Origin of the sequence: Archangium violaceum, from assembly GCF_016859125.1 — a bacterium.
Taxonomy (GTDB): domain Bacteria; phylum Myxococcota; class Myxococcia; order Myxococcales; family Myxococcaceae; genus Archangium; species Archangium violaceum_A.
This window is the reverse complement of sequence record NZ_CP069338.1, coordinates 10,057,387-10,076,834: the sequence shown is the minus strand read 5'-3', so window position 1 is coordinate 10,076,834 and position 19,448 is coordinate 10,057,387. Positions and strand designations below refer to the sequence as shown.

Annotated in this window: 20 protein-coding genes; 9 read left to right on the top strand and 11 right to left on the bottom strand. The window is 65.8% G+C overall.

What is annotated here, in order from left to right:
- Nucleotides 1-395 precede the first annotated feature (395 nt).
- The 6 genes from JQX13_RS42590 (at nucleotide 396) to JQX13_RS42565 (ending at nucleotide 4,484) form a co-directional block, all read left to right on the top strand.
- Complete coding sequence (locus JQX13_RS42590) at nucleotides 396-929, top strand: hypothetical protein (RefSeq protein ID WP_203405133.1); 534 nt, start codon at nucleotides 396-398, stop codon at nucleotides 927-929.
- Complete coding sequence (locus tag JQX13_RS42585) at nucleotides 922-1,449, top strand: hypothetical protein (RefSeq protein ID WP_203405132.1); 528 nt, start codon at nucleotides 922-924, stop codon at nucleotides 1,447-1,449. Before JQX13_RS42590 ends, JQX13_RS42585 begins: the two co-directional genes overlap by 8 nt.
- A gap of 87 nt (nucleotides 1,450-1,536) precedes the next feature.
- A complete protein-coding gene (locus JQX13_RS42580; RefSeq protein WP_203405131.1) occupies nucleotides 1,537-2,706 on the top strand; it encodes a hypothetical protein in 1,170 nt (389 codons plus the stop codon).
- A 328-nt stretch (nucleotides 2,707-3,034) separates the two neighbouring features.
- Nucleotides 3,035-3,253, top strand: coding sequence for a hypothetical protein (locus JQX13_RS42575; RefSeq protein WP_203405130.1), 219 nt, complete (start codon nucleotides 3,035-3,037; stop codon nucleotides 3,251-3,253).
- Entirely contained in the window at nucleotides 3,240-4,163 is a 924-nt protein-coding gene (locus tag JQX13_RS42570; protein ID WP_203405129.1) for a hypothetical protein, read from the top strand. The genes JQX13_RS42575 and JQX13_RS42570 overlap by 14 nt, the downstream gene beginning before the upstream one ends.
- Before the next feature lie 111 nt (nucleotides 4,164-4,274).
- Nucleotides 4,275-4,484, top strand: coding sequence for a hypothetical protein (locus tag JQX13_RS42565; RefSeq protein ID WP_203405128.1), 210 nt, complete (start codon nucleotides 4,275-4,277; stop codon nucleotides 4,482-4,484).
- Between the two features lie 400 nt (nucleotides 4,485-4,884).
- On the opposite strand, the gene JQX13_RS42560 is transcribed toward JQX13_RS42565, so the two are convergent.
- The 9 genes from JQX13_RS42560 to JQX13_RS42520 form a co-directional block, all read right to left on the bottom strand.
- Nucleotides 4,885-5,619, bottom strand: a complete 735-nt coding sequence (locus JQX13_RS42560) for an SMI1/KNR4 family protein (protein ID WP_203405127.1) — start codon at nucleotides 5,617-5,619, stop codon at nucleotides 4,885-4,887.
- A gap of 326 nt (nucleotides 5,620-5,945) precedes the next feature.
- Nucleotides 5,946-6,233 carry a hypothetical protein gene (locus tag JQX13_RS42555; RefSeq protein WP_203405126.1) on the bottom strand — a complete coding sequence of 96 codons (288 nt, stop codon included), beginning with the start codon at nucleotides 6,231-6,233 and terminating at the stop codon, nucleotides 5,946-5,948.
- Nucleotides 6,234-6,311: 78 nt separating this feature from the next.
- Nucleotides 6,312-6,899, bottom strand: a complete 588-nt coding sequence (locus JQX13_RS42550) for an SMI1/KNR4 family protein (RefSeq protein ID WP_239014190.1) — start codon at nucleotides 6,897-6,899, stop codon at nucleotides 6,312-6,314.
- Between the two features lie 154 nt (nucleotides 6,900-7,053).
- On the bottom strand, nucleotides 7,054-8,289 hold the full coding sequence (locus JQX13_RS42545) for a DUF4150 domain-containing protein (RefSeq protein WP_203405125.1): 1,236 nt from the start codon (nucleotides 8,287-8,289) through the stop codon (nucleotides 7,054-7,056).
- A 14-nt stretch (nucleotides 8,290-8,303) separates the two neighbouring features.
- Nucleotides 8,304-9,353: a hypothetical protein gene (locus JQX13_RS42540; protein WP_203405124.1), complete on the bottom strand. Its 1,050-nt coding sequence runs from the start codon at nucleotides 9,351-9,353 to the stop codon at nucleotides 8,304-8,306.
- The gene (locus JQX13_RS42535) at nucleotides 9,350-9,985 is read right to left on the bottom strand and encodes a DUF2169 domain-containing protein (RefSeq protein ID WP_239014189.1); all 636 of its coding nucleotides are present in this window, start codon (nucleotides 9,983-9,985) and stop codon (nucleotides 9,350-9,352) included. Before JQX13_RS42535 ends, JQX13_RS42540 begins: the two co-directional genes overlap by 4 nt.
- Before the next feature lie 225 nt (nucleotides 9,986-10,210).
- Nucleotides 10,211-11,257, bottom strand: coding sequence for an ISAs1 family transposase (locus JQX13_RS42530; RefSeq protein WP_203405123.1), 1,047 nt, complete (start codon nucleotides 11,255-11,257; stop codon nucleotides 10,211-10,213).
- Complete coding sequence (locus tag JQX13_RS42525) at nucleotides 11,224-11,523, bottom strand: hypothetical protein (protein WP_203405122.1); 300 nt, start codon at nucleotides 11,521-11,523, stop codon at nucleotides 11,224-11,226. The genes JQX13_RS42530 and JQX13_RS42525 overlap by 34 nt, the downstream gene beginning before the upstream one ends.
- Nucleotides 11,524-11,629: 106 nt before the next feature.
- Entirely contained in the window at nucleotides 11,630-12,052 is a 423-nt protein-coding gene (locus JQX13_RS42520) for a DUF2169 domain-containing protein (protein ID WP_203405121.1), read from the bottom strand.
- A 748-nt stretch (nucleotides 12,053-12,800) separates the two neighbouring features.
- On the opposite strand from JQX13_RS42520, the gene JQX13_RS42515 reads away from it, so the two are divergent.
- From JQX13_RS42515 to JQX13_RS42505, 3 genes are all read left to right on the top strand, one after another.
- Nucleotides 12,801-13,934 carry an ISL3 family transposase gene (locus JQX13_RS42515; RefSeq protein WP_203405120.1) on the top strand — a complete coding sequence of 378 codons (1,134 nt, stop codon included), beginning with the start codon at nucleotides 12,801-12,803 and terminating at the stop codon, nucleotides 13,932-13,934.
- Between the two features lie 415 nt (nucleotides 13,935-14,349).
- Entirely contained in the window at nucleotides 14,350-16,422 is a 2,073-nt protein-coding gene (locus JQX13_RS42510; RefSeq protein ID WP_203405119.1) for a serine/threonine protein kinase, read from the top strand.
- Nucleotides 16,423-16,450: 28 nt separating this feature from the next.
- Nucleotides 16,451-17,404 (top strand): DUF2381 family protein, encoded by a 954-nt coding sequence (locus JQX13_RS42505; protein ID WP_203405118.1) that lies wholly within the window; start codon nucleotides 16,451-16,453, stop codon nucleotides 17,402-17,404.
- 28 nt (nucleotides 17,405-17,432) lie between these two features.
- Here the strand turns inward: JQX13_RS42505 and JQX13_RS42500 are convergent, their stop codons facing one another.
- Nucleotides 17,433-18,188 (bottom strand): DUF5953 family protein, encoded by a 756-nt coding sequence (locus JQX13_RS42500; RefSeq protein WP_203405117.1) that lies wholly within the window; start codon nucleotides 18,186-18,188, stop codon nucleotides 17,433-17,435.
- Nucleotides 18,185-19,108, bottom strand: coding sequence for a DUF6310 domain-containing protein (locus JQX13_RS42495; protein ID WP_203405116.1), 924 nt, complete (start codon nucleotides 19,106-19,108; stop codon nucleotides 18,185-18,187). Before JQX13_RS42495 ends, JQX13_RS42500 begins: the two co-directional genes overlap by 4 nt.
- Nucleotides 19,109-19,448: the final 340 nt, after the last annotated feature.

The following is a 19,448-nucleotide window of genomic DNA, read 5'->3' as shown; positions in this document are numbered from 1 at the left end:
GGTCAAATGAAGGTGTCATCAAAAAACAACGGGCCGAAATCAACCGCAGATACCGCAGTAACCGCTACTCGTCGCACGCGGAGCCGGAAGGCTGTACAGGCGGAATTCACGGCAGATGTGGGGCTCCTGCTGCAGCTGTGCCAGGCGCGTGCCACTGGGTGCGTGCCTCCTGACCGGATTGGAGCCCTCATCGCCAGAACGGCCACTCGCATCGATCGGCTCGCTGGTGAGCTGCTCGAGAGCGACCTGTGAGGGCTGGTCAGTGTCCTACATCCCCCCCCCCCCGCGCGTGTGGGTCCTTCCGGGAGGGAGGGGAACGTGAGGGTGCGCAGACCGCGACGTTCAGCCAGACAAAGGTCCGAAAATATTAGGTCACGAGTGAAAGGTCGTGCGGCATGAAACAGACGAAAGCCCCGTCGCTCCGGAGCGTGGCGCGACAGCTGGGGGTCTCACTCTCCTCGCTCCAAGCGGCCATTGCCAGTGGGCGGGTGACGGCGACCCCCGACGGGAAGGTCGCGGATGTCGAGACCGCGCGAGCGGAATGGATTCGGAATACCCGCGCGGAATATGGCCCGGCCCCCTTGGCAGGGAGAGGCGCGGCGCTGGAGGTCGCACAGGGGGAGAGCCGTGCGGAGGCTCTGCGACGACGCGCGGTTGCGGACGCCGACCTACGAGAGCTCGAGGTCCGGGAGCGAAAGGCGGAACTGGTGCCAGCCGCGGACGTGCGCGGAAAGCTCGAGGACGTGTTCAGGCGCTGCCGGACCAAGCTCCTGGGTGTGCCGAGCCGCGCACGCCAACTCTTGCCACACCTTACCGTGGCGGACATCGGCGAATTTGACCGGCTCATCCGCGAGGCGCTCGAGGATCTGGCCGGGGAGGGGGCGAATACAACACGGGAACAGGGAGGGAGGCTTGAACCACATGAGTGACGTTGAAGTGGAGATTGCCCGTGTCGAAGCGGAAATTGCCCGGGACCGAGCCGCGCTGCTGGACCGGCTGATTCGCACGGCGCTGGCGGAACTACGACCCCATCCGCGAGATGCTGTCACGGGCAGTAGTGCTCCCCCGGAGGCGCAGTTGCCTACGAGCGTGCATTCACTTGGCCCGACCGGCTTCAGCGGCATGGTCATGCAGCTCCGTGACACAGTGGCTTCGGGTGATGTCAGCCGCGGTCTTGGGGACGCGCTCCTCGCGTTCCTCTTCAGCCGAGCCACTTCGTCAGAACGCCTCGAGGTCCGAGATCAGCTACTTCTCCAGGCCGCAAACGTGGCGGGTGGCACGACCTGGGCGAAGGCGAAGCGCCTGAACGCCGAGCTCGCAGCGCTGCGGAAAGGGCGAATGCCGGACTCGGAAAACCCGGTTGGTGTGCTCGTGCGGGACGCCATCACGTACGGACCGAACGGGCGCTATCCAGGCCGCAGGCAGGTGCTCCGTATCCTGACCCGGTAACTAGTGTCATCTCCCCCCGTCTTGCATGTCACTACGGGGGCCGTGCGAGAAAGACAGTCACAGTCAAACAGCACGAGAGGCAAAATCATGTATTCGCATATCGAAGTGACCGACGACGCGCAGGATAAGTTCATCCGCGGAACGGGCGCATGGCTCATTCGCCGTTCCGGGCACGCTTCCGAGGTCGAGCGTGCAGCGAAGCTGGGCGCCTACGGGTCCGCGGGAATCGAGCTCGATCCCGGTGAGTTCCGTGGCATGACGCTGGCCGACCTGGCGCGCGAGTGCCTCGAGCGGCGCGGCGTCGACGCCCGCCGGATGCAAAGGTCCGAGCTATTCAGTCGGGCTCTCAACCTTCGTACCGGCTACCAGACGTCCAGCGACTTCGCGCTCGTCCTGGAGAACGCGCTGCACAAGCTGCTCCTCGGTGCGTACGCGCTGACTGCGGACACCTGGAAACGGTTCTGTCGGCAGGGCACCGTCAAGGACTTCCGCGCGTCCGGCCGCTACCGCACGGGATCGTTCGGCGTGCTGGACGACGTCGGAGAGAGCGGCGAGATCAAGAACAAGGCGATTCCCGACGGCGAGAAGGTCGAGATCAGCATCGGCACGAAGGGCAACATCATTTCGATCTCGCGCGTCGCTCTCATCAACGACGACATGGGCGTCTTTCAGGACCTGGCAACGAAGTTCGGCCGCGCCGCCGCGCTGACCATCGAGGAGCACGTCTACAGGGAGCTGCGGAAGAACAGCGGGTTGGGCCCGACGCAGCCCGATGGGAACCCGTTCTTTCATGCCTCCAGGAGCAACATCAACGCGACGAGCTCCGCGCTGAGCGTGGCCGGCATCAACGCGGATCGCGTGGTGATGGCACAGCAGAAGGACCCGAGCGGGAACGAGTTCATCGACCTGCGCCCCGCCGTTCTCGTGATCCCCATCGGTCTGGGGGGTGATGCCCGCGTCATCAATGACGCGCAGTACGACACGACCGCGAACACGTTCCAGAAGCCCAACAGTGTTCGCGGTCTGTTCCGCGACATCGTCGACACGCCGCGCCTAGAGGGCACGCGCCGCTACCTGTTCGCGGATCCGAACATCGCCGCGGCAATCGAGGTCGCATTCCTGGAGGAGAGCGGCTCGGAACCGCGGCTCGACATGCGGAAGGGCTTCGAGGTCGACGGCATCAGCTGGCGCGTCGTCCTGGATTATGGTGTCGCCTTCATTGACCACCGCGCCGCTGTCACGAATGCGGGCGCCTGACTTACGGCGGCACGCCTCAAGCAAGAACCCGGGCAATCCGTGACGCAGCTGGGGCTGTGACCAGAAGCAACGCCCGGAGCGGCTGGGCGATCCAGGCGGCGGCGAGCGCCGCACCCACTGGCGCGGTCCTCCTCTCGGGCTCGGCGAGCTGAGCCCCAAGAGCCCGCGAACCCCTGGCGGGCTCCAATGATTTTCGAGCGGGGACACTCCGTAGGGGGCGCGTGGCGGCGCCCTTTCGAGCCTTCTATCCCGTCCCCGGCCTGGATTGCTCCCCAGGTGCATCAGGGAAGGAGGCGCCGCCACACCTTTTCTTTCGGCAGGGATGCATATGACCTCACAGACCAAGACGACCGAAGCAACCGAGACGACTGCCAACGCCGATCAGCCGCGCCCGCGAACCGGGAGTGTCGGCCAGGTTGGAAGGCCGATTCACCCGCTGGTGAAAGGCATTCTCCGCGTCGGGTTCCGCGCGGGTGACTTCCTGGATGGCTCGAGCCCTGCGCAGCACACCGCGCAGACCGAAGAGGTGAACGATGTTCAGGACTGACGCACCCGATAACGTCAATGGGATGTACTACGGCGGGGATCCCATCACGCCCACCCCCGCCACGGTCATCAGCCCGGACCACTTGAATGCTTTTCAAGAGGAGATCATCAGCCCCATCGAGGCTGCGGGAATCCCGCTCGACAAGAACGACAACACGCAGTTGCTCCAGGCGCTGAAGGTGCTGTTTGGGCGCCTCGCCACTGCGAACACCTGGGCGGAGCTGCAAACCTTCGCGAAAGGCATCACCGTCCAGGGCGGTGCCGACTTCTCGGGGAAGGTTCTGGCGGAGAACGATCTCCAGGTGGATGGCGCGTTCACCGCGGGCGGAGGCGCGTCGTTCGCGAAGGGCCCGCGCATCACCGGGACCGGGGAGGATTACGGCTTCTCGACGGCGAAGGCGCACGCGATCTACACGCCTGCAACGGCGTTCGCGTGCACGGTCTCCACCGGCGCGACGGGTGGCCCGGTGATGGTCATCAACTCCGGCAACGGCCGGCCGTACTGGCGAGCTGGTGACTCGACGTCCGCGGAGATCGCCACCGTGGTTCGCCTGCCGGAAGGCGCGACCATTACCGAGATCCGCTGGCACATCGCGTCCATGAGCGGCACGCAGACGCAGACGGTCTATCCCAACGGCTGGTTGGTGAGCCAGAGCGTGGCAACGAACACCGAGACCCAGGCGCAGATTCACCTGTCGGGTTCCCCGGGCTCCACGTTCACGGTCGCGGGCAGCTCGGGGTTCGCGTGGTACCAGATGCCCCTGGCACCGGGCCCGTTCATCATGCCTACGAGCGGCTACCTGCACGTCGCGTTGACGTTGCCCCCGAGCATCAACGGTGCGGGAGCCGGTCTCCAGGTGCGCGGTGTCCGCGTGGGCTACACCATGACCGCAGTGCGCCCATCCGTGTGACCTGCGACCCCCCTGGAAGCGAGAGGGGCCCGACACCTTCCGGCGCCGGGCTCCTCGTGCACAGCATTACCACCTAACACTTTGTCGCTGTACTCCCACGAGGCATAGAACATGACGACCTATCTCAGCAGTGTTCGAGCCATCAAACAAATCACCGACGAGGGCCGCATTTGCGCGCAGCCGGGAGAAGTCGGCGTTGTGCTCGATCGTGAGCGCTACGCGGACGGCTGGGCGTTGACTGTGACGTTCCCGAACGCGCCATGCGCTACGACGTGCTTCCTCGGGGATAACGTCGAAGCCGCGCCTACCTGGAAGGCGTAACTCTCCAGGTGGGTGCGTCAGGGCAGGGATGTGCTCGCGACGTCGGTGGGGCACGTAGCCGCGTCGCCCGTCTCCTGGGGGCCTCCTGGCCCGCCGTCCTTGATGGTGTGAGCGCGTCGGCGCCCCAGCGCGTCACGCCACGTGGAGGTGATGCTGCTCCCGGCGCTGGTGGCAGCCACGGCAGACGGCATCCGCTCTTTCTTCAGCTCTGCCCTTGCTGCTATCTCAGGCGGCTCTCTCGCCTCTTGCTGCTTCGGCTCCGTCCCCGCTCCCGTGAAGCCCGAGAACGACTGGGGGAAGCCCGCCTCCTGGTGCATCACCGGCTGAGCCTCGACGTCCGGTAAGGGGCTCAGGTCCGAGGCCAGCTGCTCCCCGGTGGCACAGAATCTGCCCCCTGGAATCACTCGAGCGGCGGCGTCCACTCGGTGACTTCGACATTCAGCGAGGACGCCGCTGCGATTTCACCCAGGATCTTCCTGAGGACTCCGGCGTCGCTGCCCCCGAAGGAGAAGGACCGCGCCTCGTCGAATCCATGCCTCGGCATTCCCTTGCAGATCATGGCCGCATCAGCTCGTTCATACAGTCCGCAGAAGGGGCCAGTGGAGATCGGCTGCTTGAAGCCAAGGCTGCTCATCACCGGCTCGACGAGGGAGAGGATGTCTGACTGGTCGCCACTGAAAGTGCCACCGCACCGCTGTGGCATCTTGCCCAGTCGGAACTGGAACAGCGCGCCCCACGCCAGCATCTCGCGCAAGGTCTCGAAGCTTTCGTAGAGCTCACCGTCATCGGCGCCTTCCTCCTTCGTCACCACCAGCGCATCGCCGCGTGCTGTGTCGTCGAGGTCGTAGAACAGGGACGTGGGCATCATCTCTTGTGAGTCATGCGCGATCAGCAGGAGCCGGGGATGAGGCTCGACCCACTCCTCGGCGTAACGCTCGAGCACACGCTGCGCCGAGAAGTCGAGAGTCGGATAGGCCAGAGGTCCCATGCTCTGCCCCATGCGGCTGAGGAACCAGCGATAGAAGGGCGGCAGGGGGCGGCCCGCAATCCGCTCGATTTGGGCGATCTCGTCGGGTGTGGCGCCCTTCCACTGCTGCGCGAGTCCAGGCACGACTCTGAGCAGCAGTTCTTCCATCGCGGCCTCTACGCCTTGCTCTTCTGGTGCTGGCATTTCTCTTCCCCTTCCTTGCCTTTGGTGCAGAGCATCAAAGGAAGAATGATGTTGCAGGAACCGCACGGCGGGACGCTCTCTCCGTGGCCAAAGGATTTGGTGATGGGCGCCTCCCGGTCACTCCGGAAATGCTCGACCTTTCCTTCGGTCCGCCTCTTGCCGCTGTGGAACCACCGCTCGGTGATGCCACTGAGCAGGGCCCCATCTTCCAGCGCCAGCGCGAGGGCCTTGGGGCCAGCACAGACCCCTGGCGGAAAGCGGACGGGGAGTGAGGGATCCCCGGCCTTGCGTCACTCATCGAAGAGACGGTCAGCCTTGTTCCATTGTTTCTTGAGGAGCTCCGGGTCGTTGCCTTGGTCAGCGCAGAGCTTCTTGGTAAACTCCTCGACCTTCCTGACCCGGACGTTTTCTTTCTTCCCGGTTTCCTTGTTCAGGACGGCAATGGAGGTGTGGGTGCCACCATCCTGCGGCACGTGCCATCCATGCTCCTTCTTGACGAGCTCGCGGAACACAGTCTCCGTCCCGCCCGAGTGGTCTGCATACGTCTGATCGCAGATGCACCGGACCACGCCGAGCATCCTCCCCGAGTCATGCTTCCCCTTGGGGAACTTCTTGGCCGGTGCAGCACCCTCATTGCACTCACCGGCCCTGGCACGTCACGACAGCGCCGGAGTCCATTCGTCGACTTCGACATTCAGCGAGGACGCCGCTGCGATTTCACCCAGGATCTTCCTGAGGACTCCGGCGTCGCTGCCCCCGAAGGAGAAGGACCGCGCCTCGTCGAATCCATGCCTCGGCATTCCCTTGCAGATCATGGCCGCATCAGCTCGTTCATACAGTCCGCAGAAGGGGCCAGTGGAGATCGGCTGCTTGAAGCCAAGGCTGCTCATCACCGGCTCGACGAGGGAGAGGATGTCTGACTGGTCGCCACTGAAAGTGCCACCGCACCGCTGTGGCATCTTGCCCAGTCGGAACTGGAACAGCGCGCCCCACGCCAGCATCTCGCGCAAGGTCTCGAAGCTTTCGTAGAGCTCACCGTCATCGGCGCCTTCCTCCTTCGTCACCACCAGCGCATCGCCGCGTGCTGTGTCGTCGAGGTCGTAGAACAGGGACGTGGGCATCATCTCTTGTGAGTCATGCGCGATCAGCAGGAGCCGGGGATGAGGCTCGACCCACTCCTCGGCGTAACGCTCGAGCACACGCTGCGCCGAGAAGTCGAGAGTCGGATAGGCCAGAGGTCCCATGCTCTGCCCCATGCGGCTGAGGAACCAGCGATAGAAGGGCGGCAGGGGCGGCCCGCAATCCGCTCGATTTGGGCGATCTCGTCGGGTGTGGCGCCCTTCCACTGCTGCGCGAGTCCAGGCACGACTCTGAGCAGCAGTTCTTCCATCGCGGCCTCTACGCCTTGCTCTTCTGGTGCTGGCATTTCTCTTCCCCTTCCTTGCCTTTGGTGCAGAGCATCAAAGGAAGAATGATGTTGCAGGAACCGCACGGCGGGACGCTCTCTCCGTGGCCAAAGGATTTGGTGATGGGCGCCTCCCGGTCACTCCGGAAATGCTCGACCTTTCCTTCGGTCCGCCTCTTGCCGCTGTGGAACCACCGCTCGGTGATGCCACTGAGCAGGGCCCCATCTTCCAGCGCCAGCGCGAGGGCCTTGGGGCCAGCACAGACCCCTGGCGGAAAGCGGACGGGGAGTGAGGGATCCCCGGCCTTGCGCCACTCATCGAAGAGACGGTCAGCCTTGTTCCATTGTTTCTTGAGGAGCTCCGGGTCGTTGCCTTGGTCAGCGCAGAGCTTCTTGGTAAACTCCTCGACCTTCCTGACCCGGACGTTTTCTTTCTTCCCGGTTTCCTTGTTCAGGACGGCAATGGAGGTGTGGGTGCCACCATCCTGCGGCACGTGCCATCCATGCTCCTTCTTGACGAGCTCGCGGAACACAGTCTCCGTCCCGCCCGAGTGGTCTGCATACGTCTGATCGCAGATGCACCGGACCACGCCGAGCATCCTCCCCGAGTCATGCTTGCCCTTGGGGAACTTCTTGGCCGGTGCAGCACCCTCATTGTGCTTGGTGAGCGTTTTCGCAAGCTGCTTGGCATCCGCCCGAGTCTTGTCCGTCTCTTTCAGCGCGCCCTTGGATTTATGTGCCTCCTTGCAAAGGGGGCATTCCTCTTCCCCCGTGACGAGAGTGACCATCCAGCCGGGGGCCTGGATGACCCCCATCAGCGTTGCCGCGTTGGCCGGGCTGCCGCTCGGTCCGCAGTTGTTGAGCATGGGGTCGCCGAGCAGCTGGACGTTCTTCCCCTCGATCTTCACGTTCATGGAGCCAGGGCCCACGAAGCTCGTGGGTCCTTCCACGTTCGAGGAGACGATTCCGCCTCCGGTCCCCTTGCTGGCCACGTCCCCCATGGAACCGAAGGTGGCGCCCCTGATCGCCACCCTCTTCCCTCCGATCGTGACGCTCTTGGAGTAGTTCTTCGGGTCAGTTCCGCTCTTGCCGATGTTGGGCAGCGGGGTCGGGACAAACGGAGCCGGCGGCCCCGGCATCTTGCAGACGTTGGGAACCGTCGCCGCGGCGACCCCGTTGCTCCCCTCGGTCACCGGGGTCTTCGGACCATTCACTGTGACTTTCGACATTGGGACTTCCCCCCTCATGGAACCTGCGGAGCCTGCAGGAGCATCGCACCCCGCAGCCCGGAATCGGAACCGGCCATCACCAGTGCCCGCGGGCCCCGCGCGTAGCCTCTCGCGAAGGCCCGGACCGCCAGCACTCCCCCGAGGGCCCCAAACGCGGCGCCCACGTCCCCCCAGCAGTCGCTCGGGGCCTTGTACCTGGCTGATCTCCAGACCGACGGCGCCCGCAGCGCGACGAAGCCCCACTCCTCGCTGCGGTAACGCTCGCCATTGATATCCGTGTACAGCTCATCGACGCCCTCGCGCGGAAGGTCGAGCCCGGCGACGGCGCCCTGCACGGCCTGCGTCATTCCAACACCGAACGAGCCTGTGTCACTGTCGCGCAGGAGTCGTTCCTGTGCGGTGCGCGCCCCTCGCACGATGGCCAGTTGAGGGAGGCGCAAGCGACGGCGCAGCCCCGCGCTGATCAGTGCGAGGCATCCAGCTCCCTCGCCAGGGGTGAACCCGTTGCGAATCCCCGACTGTGCGAACCGGCGGCTGCGCTCCAACCACATGAACGTGTCCGCGTGGTGGTAGCTGTCAACGCCAACCACCAGGAAGAGATTGTCCCTGCTTTCGGAGCACTCCCGCACCACCTGCTCGACTGCCCGAATCGCCCCGGCGTGTCCACGTCCGGCAATCTCGACGCGCGCGCTGGACGTTTTCGACCGGAGGCGCGCGGCCACCGAATCCGCCACCCAGGCCGCGTCTTCTTCGGAGAACCCCGGGCGGGTTTCCGGAAGCGCGAGCAACACGCTGAGCTTGCCCCCGTAGAGGATCTTTTGATCGATCTTCGCCTCGATCTCCTCGAGAACACTCTGGGCCATGGGTACCAGACGATCTCGTCCCTCAAGCTTGGGCTCGAGCAGCCGGTCGGCGGAGACCACGACCGGCTCGCCGCGTGGGTCGATGAAGGGATACTCGGCGTACCGGCAGATGCCCGCGCGCACGGAGGCCGCGCTGCTCTCAGCGGTGAGGCCCACAGGGGTCCGCGCAGCGACAGCCACCACCTCGACCTGGGCGTTCACGTCGTGCCCCCTCGTTCGACGATTTCCGTCTCGTCGAGATAGTCCGCCTCGGGGGCTCGAACGCGCAGCACGCTCTGCCATACCAAGGACAGGCGCTTTTCTTCAGGCTCCACGAGCACCGTCACCAGGCGCGCGCCGTGCTGCTCGCGCCGTGTGCCGATGCGCGTGGTGAAGTCGAGCGACATGCGCGGGAGCTCGAAGCGCAGGACACCCTCGGGGGTCATGTTCAGGATCTCGACACGCTCTCCGCCGACGAGGGGCTTCTCTGTTCGCTGGTCCGTGGGGGCACTCAGTGCGAAGGCGGGCTCGTAGTCATCTGGCAGCAACGGCTTCTTCGATTGCTCCCACCGCGCGTCGTATGTTCCGGCGAGCTTCCGCCGTGGAATCCACGAGGAATCGATGGGGCCGAACCCCGCCGGCCCCATCTCCGCTGGCTCGCCACGTGGATACTCTATCGCGTGGGCCAGCTCCCCAACGACGTGAGCTGCTCGTCGCGCGAAGCCGCGCCCGATCGGGTTCCGCTCGTCGATGCGGTGCTTCTGGGGATCAGGGTCGGACAGATCGCTGCCACCGAACGCGAACTCGTATCGAATCGGGCGCGTGGTGAACGGCTGCGGCCGGGTCACCGTCACGCTGAGCAACCCCCGGTCGTAGAGGCAGGATTGATCCAAAGTCCATAGGAGAGGTTTTGAAGAGGCGGAGAGCAAGTCCAGACATTCACAGGCAAAGAGGGAGCATCCCTCCGGACGGCGCCTGAAAGAGGGGCGCCGTGGAAGGACAGGAGTGAAGGTACACAGGCCGAACAGCCAGGGGAGAAGAGGCGCGGGAAGGCCGGAGCGGGAGCAGCTGGCGGGCGCTCAGGCAAGTGTGGCCAGACTCTCGGGCAGCACGGCCAGACCCAACAGGCCCTGGTAGAGCACCTCCATGGTGCGTGCGAAGCTTTGGGGCCGTTTGTCGCGAGTCGGCAGGTGCGTGCGCACCAGGGCCAGCAGGTTGTAGGCCAGCAAACGCAGCCAGCTGAGCACCAGGGGTGCATTGCCTCGCAGGCTGGGCGAGGCGCTGTCCTCCTCCAGCACCACGTCCGCTGTCCAGTTGGGCCCGTTCTCAATCCCCCAGTGCCGGCGTACCAGCGTCAGCATCCGCTCCGGGGACAGTTGCCCTGTGGGAATGGAGGTGAGGAACAGCCGCGTCTCCACCTTCGGCAGCTCGCCGTCTCTGGTTCGCGTCTGCCTCACCCATACCCATTGCTGGGCGCCGGGAAAGTCCTCCTCTGGCGGCTTGTCCACCACCCTCAACTCCCTCTCCACCCACTCCCCGCTCGTCCGCTCGCGCGTGCGCACCTTCACTGGCGCCACCGCCAGCGCCACCCACGCCTTGTCATGTAGCCGGTGGAAGTTCTCCTTGAGCGCCATCAGGTAGTGCTTGCCCGCCTCCCTCACCACCCGCGCATTGGCCGCGCTCGTCATTCCCGCGTCCACTGTCACGTACTCGAAATGCCGCCCGAACTTCTCCACCACCCGTTTGAACAACTCCGGGAACGCCGTCGCCTCTCCCTGCTTGCCTTCCAGCAACTTCTGGTCGAGCACCGGCTGGGCCGCGCTGCTGGTGAGACTGGCGCGCAGCGCGTACGGGTACCAGTACTCCCGCCCCTGCTCATCCTTCGTCGTGTGGCTCGGCTCGCACGGCGGCTGCCCCGGCGTGCTCTCCCCTGCCTTCCCGTCAATGCTGACGACGCCCCGGGCGAAGAGCTCATGGCGTATCAGCCCCACTTCCAGGCCTCGGTGCACCATCTGGTGCACCTCCTGCTCCAACCCCTCTGGCTCCAACTTCCCCAGCAGCCTATCCAACGTCGTGTCGGACACCGGCCGCTTCAGCCCCTCGGGCGCCGTGCCTTCGCGCAGCATGTCCTCCCCAGCGCCTCGGCATGCCTCAACACCCGCCGCCCCACCGCCATCGCCTGCACCAGCAGCATCAACATCGCCGCCAGCGGGTGCCTCTGTCCCCGGCGGGCCCGGGGGTCCTTTACCTCCTTGAATGTCAGCCCCAGGCTCGCCATCATCCTCTGCACGCGGGAGGGGGTTTCCTGCTCGTCCTTCTTCCCCTTCCCGTTTCCCGCTTGGGGTGTGGATGGCCCGCCAGTCCTCCCGCCCCGGTTTTTCTTCCCACTCATCCTTCTTCTCCCCGGACCTGTCCGGCCCGTCTCCGGCTCTGTGCTGGCGCTCCCCCTCGCGATCTGCCCGCGGCTGCTCGCCTCCGGTGGGCGCCTGTAGGCGGGACTATACTTCAGCCGTAGGCCCGGGTGGGATGACCTCTCCCGTGGGACTTTGAATCAAGCCTGGGTCGTAGAGGCGTTCTCCATGTACGAGCAGCTCCTTGTGGAGCTGTCCGACACGGAGCGAGACCGGCACCGTCGGAGCAGGCCTCCCATGGGGCGCGTGTGCGTGCGCGATGACCAGCACGTCCGTGCCCGGCTTCGCCGCGAGGAGATCGGAGTCGTAGCGCAAGCTCGACCGGCCTGGTTCGCCGAAATACTCTGGCGCCAGCACCGGGGGTAGTTGCTCGTCCGCCAGGATGAGCCGTCCCCCGGGAGCGATGACGAACGTTGCCCTGACCGCGACGAGCCACCAGTGCACCCCGTCCTTGTCGCGCGTCCAGTTTCGTTCCGCAGCGTAAGCCGTGCGGTTCCTCAGCCCCCACATTTGCTCAACGTTAAGAAACTCCAGACGAATGTGTCAAACAGAGAGGTCGCGCTCCCCCAAACGAGACCTCACGCGAGCACGAGCGAGACCCAATGCGGCACGTCCGGAAACCCTCCGCCTTCTGCAGCTCGCGCTGCAGCTTCGCCAGCAGGTTGAGCACTTCCCGTGGGGTCGTCTCGTCCAGCTTCACCGCCCGCAGCGCCATCCGATGGCCCGGCTTGAGCTTCGGCCGGGCTTGGCCACCTCGCCGAACACCTCTGGCGACGGCGCCCGCGACGTCCTCTGGGCCTGCCTCGGCCGCCGAGCGCAGCTGCGGCGCCACCGTGCACGTGGCCCCGCACGCCTGGCAGCGGTAGCGCCGCACCTGCACCTCCTGCTGCCTGGGGGTACCCCCTGGCTCCTCGGGCCCAGCACCTGCCGGCTTCTCTTGCCGTGCCCGTGCAGCACCACGCCCCCTCCCACCGGATGGATTGCTGCGCCGCACCGGATCTTCTGTAGCTGAGATGGGCGCTCGTCGATGGACGGAGGGTCTCCGGTGAGAGACAGGAGAGGGGCAGTGCGGAGAGGTGGCTGTCACTCTCGCAAGAGCCCTGGTCGCGGAGTTGCAGTGCGTGCCGCCCCTGCGAGTGCTGGCGGGGAGGCGGGGAGTGGCGGGGCCGAGTGTGGGGGAGGTGATGGGGCGCGTGCTGCGCATCCAGGGGATGAGCGTGCGCGGGGTGCAGATGGGGCCGGGGGACTGGTGGTGCAGGTGCGCCCCCGCCAGCGCAAGCCGCGCTGTGGAGTGTGCGGCCGGCCCGCCCCAGGCTACGACACGAAACCTGGGCGACTGTGGCGGCACCTGGCGCTGGGAGAAACCATCTTCTGGCTGCGGTACGCCCCGCGCCGGGTGCGCTGCCGGGAGCATGGAGTGAGGGTGGAGCGGGTGCCCTGGGCGGCGCACGGCTCGAGCTTCACGCACGCCTTCGAGGAGCTGGTGGCCTGGCAGGCGCAACGTCTGGACAAGTCGTCCATCTGCCGGTTGCTGGGCATCAACTGGCGCACGGTGGGCACCATCATCGAGCGACTGGTGGAGGAGCGCCTGTCGCCTGGGCGCCTGGAGGGGCTGCAAGTCATTGGGGTGGACGAGCTGGGCTGGCGCGCCGGGCACCAGTACGTGAGTCTGGTGGTGGACCACCTGCGCTCGCGAGTCGTCTGGGTGGCGGAGGGGAAGAACGAAGAGACGCTCAACGGCTTCTTCGACGAGCTGGGAGAGGAGAGGACGAAGGAGTTGACGCACGCGACGATGGACCTGTCGGCGGCCTTCAGCAAGGCGGTGGGCAACCGGGCCCCACACGTGCGCAAGGTGTTCGACCGCTTCCACGTGCAGAAGCTGGCGAACGAAGCGCTGGACACGGTGCGCCGGCAGCAGGTGCGGGAGCAGGCGGGGAGCCAGGAGGGCAAGGCGCTCACGCACAGCCGTTGGGCGCTGCTGAAGAATCCGTGGAACCTGACGGTGGGCCAGGGAGAGAAGCTCAGCGAGTTGAAGAAGACGAACCAGACGCTCTACCGGGCCTATCTGCTCAAGGAGAGCCTGGCACGGGGCATGGACTACGTGCAGCCCAAGCGGGCCTCGGAGCACCTGGACAAGTGGTGTCAGTGGGCCAGCCACTCCAGGCTCGCCCCCTTCGCGAAGCTGGCGAAGACAGTCCAGCGGCACAAGGACGGCATTCTCGCCTATGTCGAGACGGGGCTGAGCAACGGAGTGGTGGAGGGAATCAACAACAAGATTCGAGCCCTCACCCGTCGCGCCTATGGCTTCCGCAATCCCAAGGCATTCAGGGCGATGATACTGCTGTGCTGCGGAGGCATGGAGTTCACTCCGCCTCTGCCAGTAGCGGCGTAGCCCCTCGCAGTAGAAGCAGGCAGCTGGGGACCGAGCTCCGGAGCGCCGACAGATTCGACTGCAACCCGGCCAGCAGGGCAGCGGAGCCAGGCGCCCTGTCATGCACAGCCGCGGCTTTCTGGCACCCCAGGTCGTGCCCCTGTCTCATTCATGCCTCGAACTCTCGCGGGGACTTGCGTCCCATGGCCATCGCGCGGCTCCGCACACCCTTGAACCCCAAGTCCTCCCCGTGCGCACGGCCTCGGTTCCTCGACCCTGCCCACTCGACGTACCGAAGACCCGTGCAATATTTGTTTCCGACTTGTTTGGAGCGGTCGCGAGCTTTGGAGGGGTCCACCTGCCGCCCCGGTCCCGCCGGGAAAGCCGCATCCTTGCGGTCATGGTACGCTCCCCCATCTACGAGGTGAGGTAGAGCGTGGGACTGACACTCAGGCACCCGGACATCGGCGAGATGATCGGAGATTACAAGGTCGTGGGGTTCTTGGGCGCGGGGGGCCTCGGCATCGTCTACAAGGTCGAGCGCGGGGGCTGCTTCTTCGCGTTGAAGCTCCTTCTAATCCCCAAGCTGGACGGGCGGGGCAAGCGTGAGATCGGCATTCTCATTCACCTGGAGAACCCCGGCGTCGTCCGCTACGTGGGTTCGGATTTCTGGCCGGACCCGGTTATCGGCCATCCCTATATCGTGATGGAATACGTGCCGGGGGACACGCTTTGGACGTTTGCCTACAAGCGAAACCCATCGGCGCGGAAGGCGACGCGCATCATCCTGGACGCGGCATTGACGCTCGGGGAGGTACACGCGGCAGGTGTGTTTCATCGCGATGTGAAGCCGGAGAACATCGTCATTCGGGAAGGGAGCGAGCGCCCGATCCTGATTGATTTCGGGATTGGTTCTCTGGCCAGTGCCCCGACTGTCACCGGCTCGCAGCTCCCGCCCGGGACAGAGGAATTCCGCTCTCCCGAGCAGATACGCTTTCAGCGCGCCAACCCGGACGGCACGGGTCAATACGAGTACGGGCCCGCTGATGAGATGTGGGCATTGGGCGTGACTTATTACTGGCTGCTGACGGATGCGCTGCCCTTTGGCGAGCGCACGGATGAAGGGCGCCTGGACGGACTGCGCGAGCGTATCTTGACTCAGCGGCCCGAAGCGCCGCACGTCATCAACCCCCGCGTGCCGCTGGCCGCCTCGCTGCTGTGCATGAAGATGCTCGCGGAGCAGCCAGAGGACCGCTTCCCGCTGGTTGCGACACTGTGTGCGGCTCTGAATGAGTCCCTGTCCAACGCTGAGAACGCCGCTACTTGGGAGCCGCCGCTCGTGGATCCGCTTGATCCGCAGACGACCACGACGCTCGATGACCCGGCAAAGCAGGAGCCAAACGAACAGCGGCGCATGTTTCTAAAGCTGGTGAAGCGGCGCCCCCGGCGCGGGCAGCCCTCGCCGAACGCGGCACCCGTGCTCGTCGTGCCTGCTGCGGTAGCAGGCCCCCGGCCCCCGGCCGCAGCCGCGAACCAGGACAAACGCCCCAAGGTGGACGCGCCGCGCGTGGACCCGGCTCCAGTGGAGCACGAGCCGCCCGTAATGAGCGCCCCGGTGCCGCCAGCACGCGAACTCGAGCCTGCAGCAGATCCACCCCCTCAACGCGCAGCGTGGCGTCTCGGGGTCGTTGGGGCAGTGTTGACGGTGGCCGTCGTTGCCCTGTCCGTTGGCGCGGACTTGTGGGGGCCTGGCTCTTCGAGCCGCATGAGCGAGGCGCTACCGTCCACGTCACCCGCCCCCATCTCGACCGACGCAGGCTTGAGCGGTCGTGAAGTGGCGCCCGATGCAAAGCCGCTGGAATCTCTCCCTGGAGGAGACGCGGCACCCGTTGGGGCTCAACTTCCCGCGTCTACCGCTAACGCTATGGCTCGCACGTCCGCTCAGACGCCCAAGAACGAAACGACGAAAACGCAGACGCAAGGTGCAGGGTTCCGCCTGCCGGTGAAGCCCGCAGCCGTGGCGGTCTGTGCGCTGCTCGATGGGGGATGCACCGCGCCCGCTTCCCAGGTGCGCCCCGAGCCCCCCGCGATTTCCTGCCCCGAGGGTTGGCAGGAGACCCACGAGAGGCTTCACGTCAAGTCACGGGGGCTTGCCACGTTGAAGGGGTACAAGCACGAGCCCGGGGAGGTGGCCAGGGTCAAAGAGGGTCCCGCTACCCTCCGAGTGGAGAGCGTGGATGGGTTACCCGAAAACACGCTGCTTCTTGGCACGTTGCAGCTTGGGGAGGAGCGCCTCTTCGGTACCTTCACCCAGGCGCAGATTCCCGGCGCGGGGACTGTGCCCGTGTGTCTGGTCATTGGCCTGGATCTTGAGACGCCCTTTGTGGACGAACGCGGCAAGATTTACGTTTGCGGCTCTGGCTTGGGCGTCTGCCTCGACCCCGGAAGCAAGCCCGGCAATGCCAAGGTATACCCGCGCTTTCAACTCCACTGGCCGACCCGGTTCTAGGCTTGCCCCGCTCTGAGGCTGAGATCCCATGCTGCCCTCTTCTCCCGCTGCCGTCCTGGTGGTCTCCCTGCTCGCTGGCGCCGCGCAAGCCGCAGAACCGCCCCCCCGTCCCCGCTGCGCAGCGACAGCTCGCTTTGACTTGGCGGCAGCGGCCCCGGAGGGAGCGCCGGAGGTGTGCGCTAGCGCGGACGAGACGACGACCTTCGTCTTTGATTCCCGCGTTGCTGTGGGGGCAGTGGAGTTTCAGCCAGGGGAACGCCTCGCGCATTGGGCACTCGGGCAAGACGGGCTGAGTCTCTACGCCACTCCCAAGGCGGACTATCTGCCGGGGGAGCGGGTAAAGGTGACGGTGCGCTTCGCGGATGGCGCGGCACCGGCGAGCGCGAGCTTTTGGCTCGTGGGTCATGCGTCAAGAGGGACGCGCCGGGTGGTGGTGTTCCGGCAGCCGCGCCCGCCCGACGTGCTCAAGAATGAGCGTGACGAGGCACAGGCCGAAGCGCGCCAGTGCCAGGAGGACAAAGCGCGGCTTCTGGCCGAGCGTGAGGAGCCGGGGGGGCTCATGGGGGTCGCATGGCTGGAGCGTGCCGGGACCCTCGCATCGAGGCCGCTTTTCGGGTCGGTGAGGGAGCAGCCGGGAAACGCGCTCGGGTTGGAAGCGACGAAGAGCTTCAGCTACACGCTCAGCGACGAGACCCGCCCGGTGAGCGTGGCTGTGCGACTGGCCCTCAAGAACCCCGGTGCCGAGCCCTGGACGCTCGCAGGGGCGGCGCTGGTGGACAAGGCGGGGGAAGAGGTGGAGCTTGCCCGGTGGCAAGAGGCGCCCATTCCCGCGAATGGGGCCGGTGCCGTCGTGGTGGGCATCGAGGGGGAGCGCGCGCAGCTCGGCTGCCCCTGCACCCTCAAGCTGTGGGAGGCAACCGGGCCGCGCACCGTCACCCTTGAGAGCGTCACGTTCCCCGAGGGCAAAGCGAAGGGGCCCTGAGCACGGCCAGCGCGAGCCGTGCCGAGCCTCAAGGGGCTGCGCGCCCGCCGATCTCCGGGAAGCGCTCGTAGGCCCGTTTAAGCGCGTCCAGGTGAGCAGGGTTGTCCAGGTCGAGCGGCGCATCGGTGAGTTGCACGACCCACCCGCCCGTCGCGGTACGCCGTGCGCGTGACAGCAGCTCCGCGTCGCGGGCCGGGTCCGGAAAGCCGATGGCTTTTGCGGAAGCGGGCGACCAGTAGTTCAGCCACCCGAGGTAATAGGGAATTTCGGGCGAGCGGATCTGTTCTGGGAGCTTGAGGGCAGGAAGTCCCCGACGTGGGGACGGCGGCCCTTCCAGCGTGGGGGCTGTCTGGTGCGCGATGTCCCCCGCAGCGTCGTCTGGCGTCGCACGCCCCCAGAATGCACAAGCACCCTCCGCTATGCCCTCCAGCATCTCCGCCGCTGCCGCGATAACGGCTGCGTCTAGTGGCAGCTTTGCGTGGACATCGAGCAGCGGTTGACCGCCAGGGGAGTGGCGGGCGGATGTTTGTAACCCATAAACCGTCACCGGAAAGCTCTCATCGCCGTTGCACACCAGAGGGAATTCCCCGTCCTTGGTCCCCTCAATGAGCCATGTATCGCGCTGCGGCAACGAGATGAGGCGCCCATCTTCAGAAACCTCCCACTCCATGCGTAAATCGGGGAGCGCTCGTTCCATTCCCTGGACAATAGCGAGCGTGCGACTGTCGTTGCCCACTAGAGCAGGAGCATAGACGATAATGCCGAGTTTCTTTCGCGTAGTCATCGTTTGCATCCTGTGACGACGATTTTAAGGAACTGATCCTCTCGCAGCAGCGCGGCCTTATGCTCCTCGGTGCTGACCCCAACAACGAAGTCGTATCCGCAGTCTCGCGCAGCGTCGCGCTGCTTGCGTAATTGCTTCATTTCCTTCTTGATTTCCTTGTCTTGAATGAAGTCAGGGTATGCGTCAAATCGGTGAGTCTTGATCTCCCACAGCACACGCACGCCGACTTGCAGTGCATCGAAACTCACGCCGCCCACGAACACATCCATTCCGGGATAACGGTTGGGCGGAAATTGGTCGGCGCACCTGTTATGCGCGTCATCCTCGCCCGCATGCGGTTCCGGTATGGGCTCGCACCTGCGACGTCGCTCTCGTTCAGAGATGTCGGTTGGCCCCACGGGAGGGAAGTCCGGCCCTTTGGGCTCCGGCTTGGGCCTTTTTTCCGGCGAGGGTTTCTGCGGGGCGGGCGCTGTTTCAGGCACGGGCCGCGTTTCTGGCGCGGGCCTTACCTCGGGGTGGCCCATATCCAGCGCATGCGCATCCAGCGCCTCTTTGATGGCGAATCCCACCACCACCACGCCCGCGACGATCACCGCTCCCACGATGATCTCCGGTGCCGCCAAGACACAGAGTCCGACGCCCACTGCCGCACCTGCGGAGGCGACGGCGCATCTGCCCGTGATGTCCCGAAACCGAACCCGGTCATGGTCGAGGGCATAAAAGCACCGCTCCGCCAGCACGGGCCAGGGCTCAGAAGCTTCGCGGACGGCACACTGTCCCCCGTCCGTCCAGGGCAGCTTCGCCGCTCGCTGGAGGTTGGCGAGCCTCGGGTCGCGGGCCGCTGGCTCTCTTGGGCTTGGGGGGGTCGTCGTACAGGCTGAGAGAAAGAGCAGAAGTGCGAAGCACGCTCGGAGACGCATGGCCGGTCCTCCCTTGGAGCTAGGACCTAGCGGGTCCTGGTGGGGCCGGTCGGAGTATGACAGCGCGCCCCGATAGCTACGAACGAGCGCGCCGGGGGCACGGAAGGGGGACGGGTGCCGCAGCCGCAGCTCGGGCCAGGGCGAGCGCCAACGCAGCGGGCAGTTCATCCTCGCGCGTGGTGCAGGCAACAGGGCGCTAGGTTGTACGCCCCGTGTCCCGGGCCGGTGAAACGGTGAGGCGCGCACCTGGAGCGCGCCAGGCGCCCCAGTGGCGCGGCTGCTGGGGCTCGGGACAATGCGGGAGCGGCACACGGCAGCCGCAGCTCGGGCCTGTGGAGGA

What these genes read in the sequence shown, in the direction of transcription:
- JQX13_RS42590 (WP_203405133.1), top strand. Translation starts at nt 396, where the DNA reads ATGAAACAGACGAAAGCCCCGTCGCTCCGGAGCGTGGCGCGACAGCTG.
- JQX13_RS42585 (WP_203405132.1), top strand. Translation starts at nt 922, where the DNA reads ATGAGTGACGTTGAAGTGGAGATTGCCCGTGTCGAAGCGGAAATTGCC.
- JQX13_RS42580 (WP_203405131.1), top strand. Translation starts at nt 1,537, where the DNA reads ATGTATTCGCATATCGAAGTGACCGACGACGCGCAGGATAAGTTCATC.
- JQX13_RS42575 (WP_203405130.1), top strand. Translation starts at nt 3,035, where the DNA reads ATGACCTCACAGACCAAGACGACCGAAGCAACCGAGACGACTGCCAAC.
- JQX13_RS42570 (WP_203405129.1), top strand. Translation starts at nt 3,240, where the DNA reads ATGTTCAGGACTGACGCACCCGATAACGTCAATGGGATGTACTACGGC.
- JQX13_RS42565 (WP_203405128.1), top strand. Translation starts at nt 4,275, where the DNA reads ATGACGACCTATCTCAGCAGTGTTCGAGCCATCAAACAAATCACCGAC.
- JQX13_RS42560 (WP_203405127.1), bottom strand. Translation starts at nt 5,619, where the DNA reads ATGGAAGAACTGCTGCTCAGAGTCGTGCCTGGACTCGCGCAGCAGTGG.
- JQX13_RS42555 (WP_203405126.1), bottom strand. Translation starts at nt 6,233, where the DNA reads ATGCTCGGCGTGGTCCGGTGCATCTGCGATCAGACGTATGCAGACCAC.
- JQX13_RS42550 (WP_239014190.1), bottom strand. Translation starts at nt 6,899, where the DNA reads ATGGGACCTCTGGCCTATCCGACTCTCGACTTCTCGGCGCAGCGTGTG.
- JQX13_RS42545 (WP_203405125.1), bottom strand. Translation starts at nt 8,289, where the DNA reads ATGTCGAAAGTCACAGTGAATGGTCCGAAGACCCCGGTGACCGAGGGG.
- JQX13_RS42530 (WP_203405123.1), bottom strand. Translation starts at nt 11,257, where the DNA reads ATGCTGCGCGAAGGCACGGCGCCCGAGGGGCTGAAGCGGCCGGTGTCC.
- JQX13_RS42525 (WP_203405122.1), bottom strand. Translation starts at nt 11,523, where the DNA reads ATGAGTGGGAAGAAAAACCGGGGCGGGAGGACTGGCGGGCCATCCACA.
- JQX13_RS42520 (WP_203405121.1), bottom strand. Translation starts at nt 12,052, where the DNA reads ATGTGGGGGCTGAGGAACCGCACGGCTTACGCTGCGGAACGAAACTGG.
- JQX13_RS42505 (WP_203405118.1), top strand. Translation starts at nt 16,451, where the DNA reads ATGCTGCCCTCTTCTCCCGCTGCCGTCCTGGTGGTCTCCCTGCTCGCT.
- JQX13_RS42500 (WP_203405117.1), bottom strand. Translation starts at nt 18,188, where the DNA reads ATGACTACGCGAAAGAAACTCGGCATTATCGTCTATGCTCCTGCTCTA.
- JQX13_RS42495 (WP_203405116.1), bottom strand. Translation starts at nt 19,108, where the DNA reads ATGCGTCTCCGAGCGTGCTTCGCACTTCTGCTCTTTCTCTCAGCCTGT.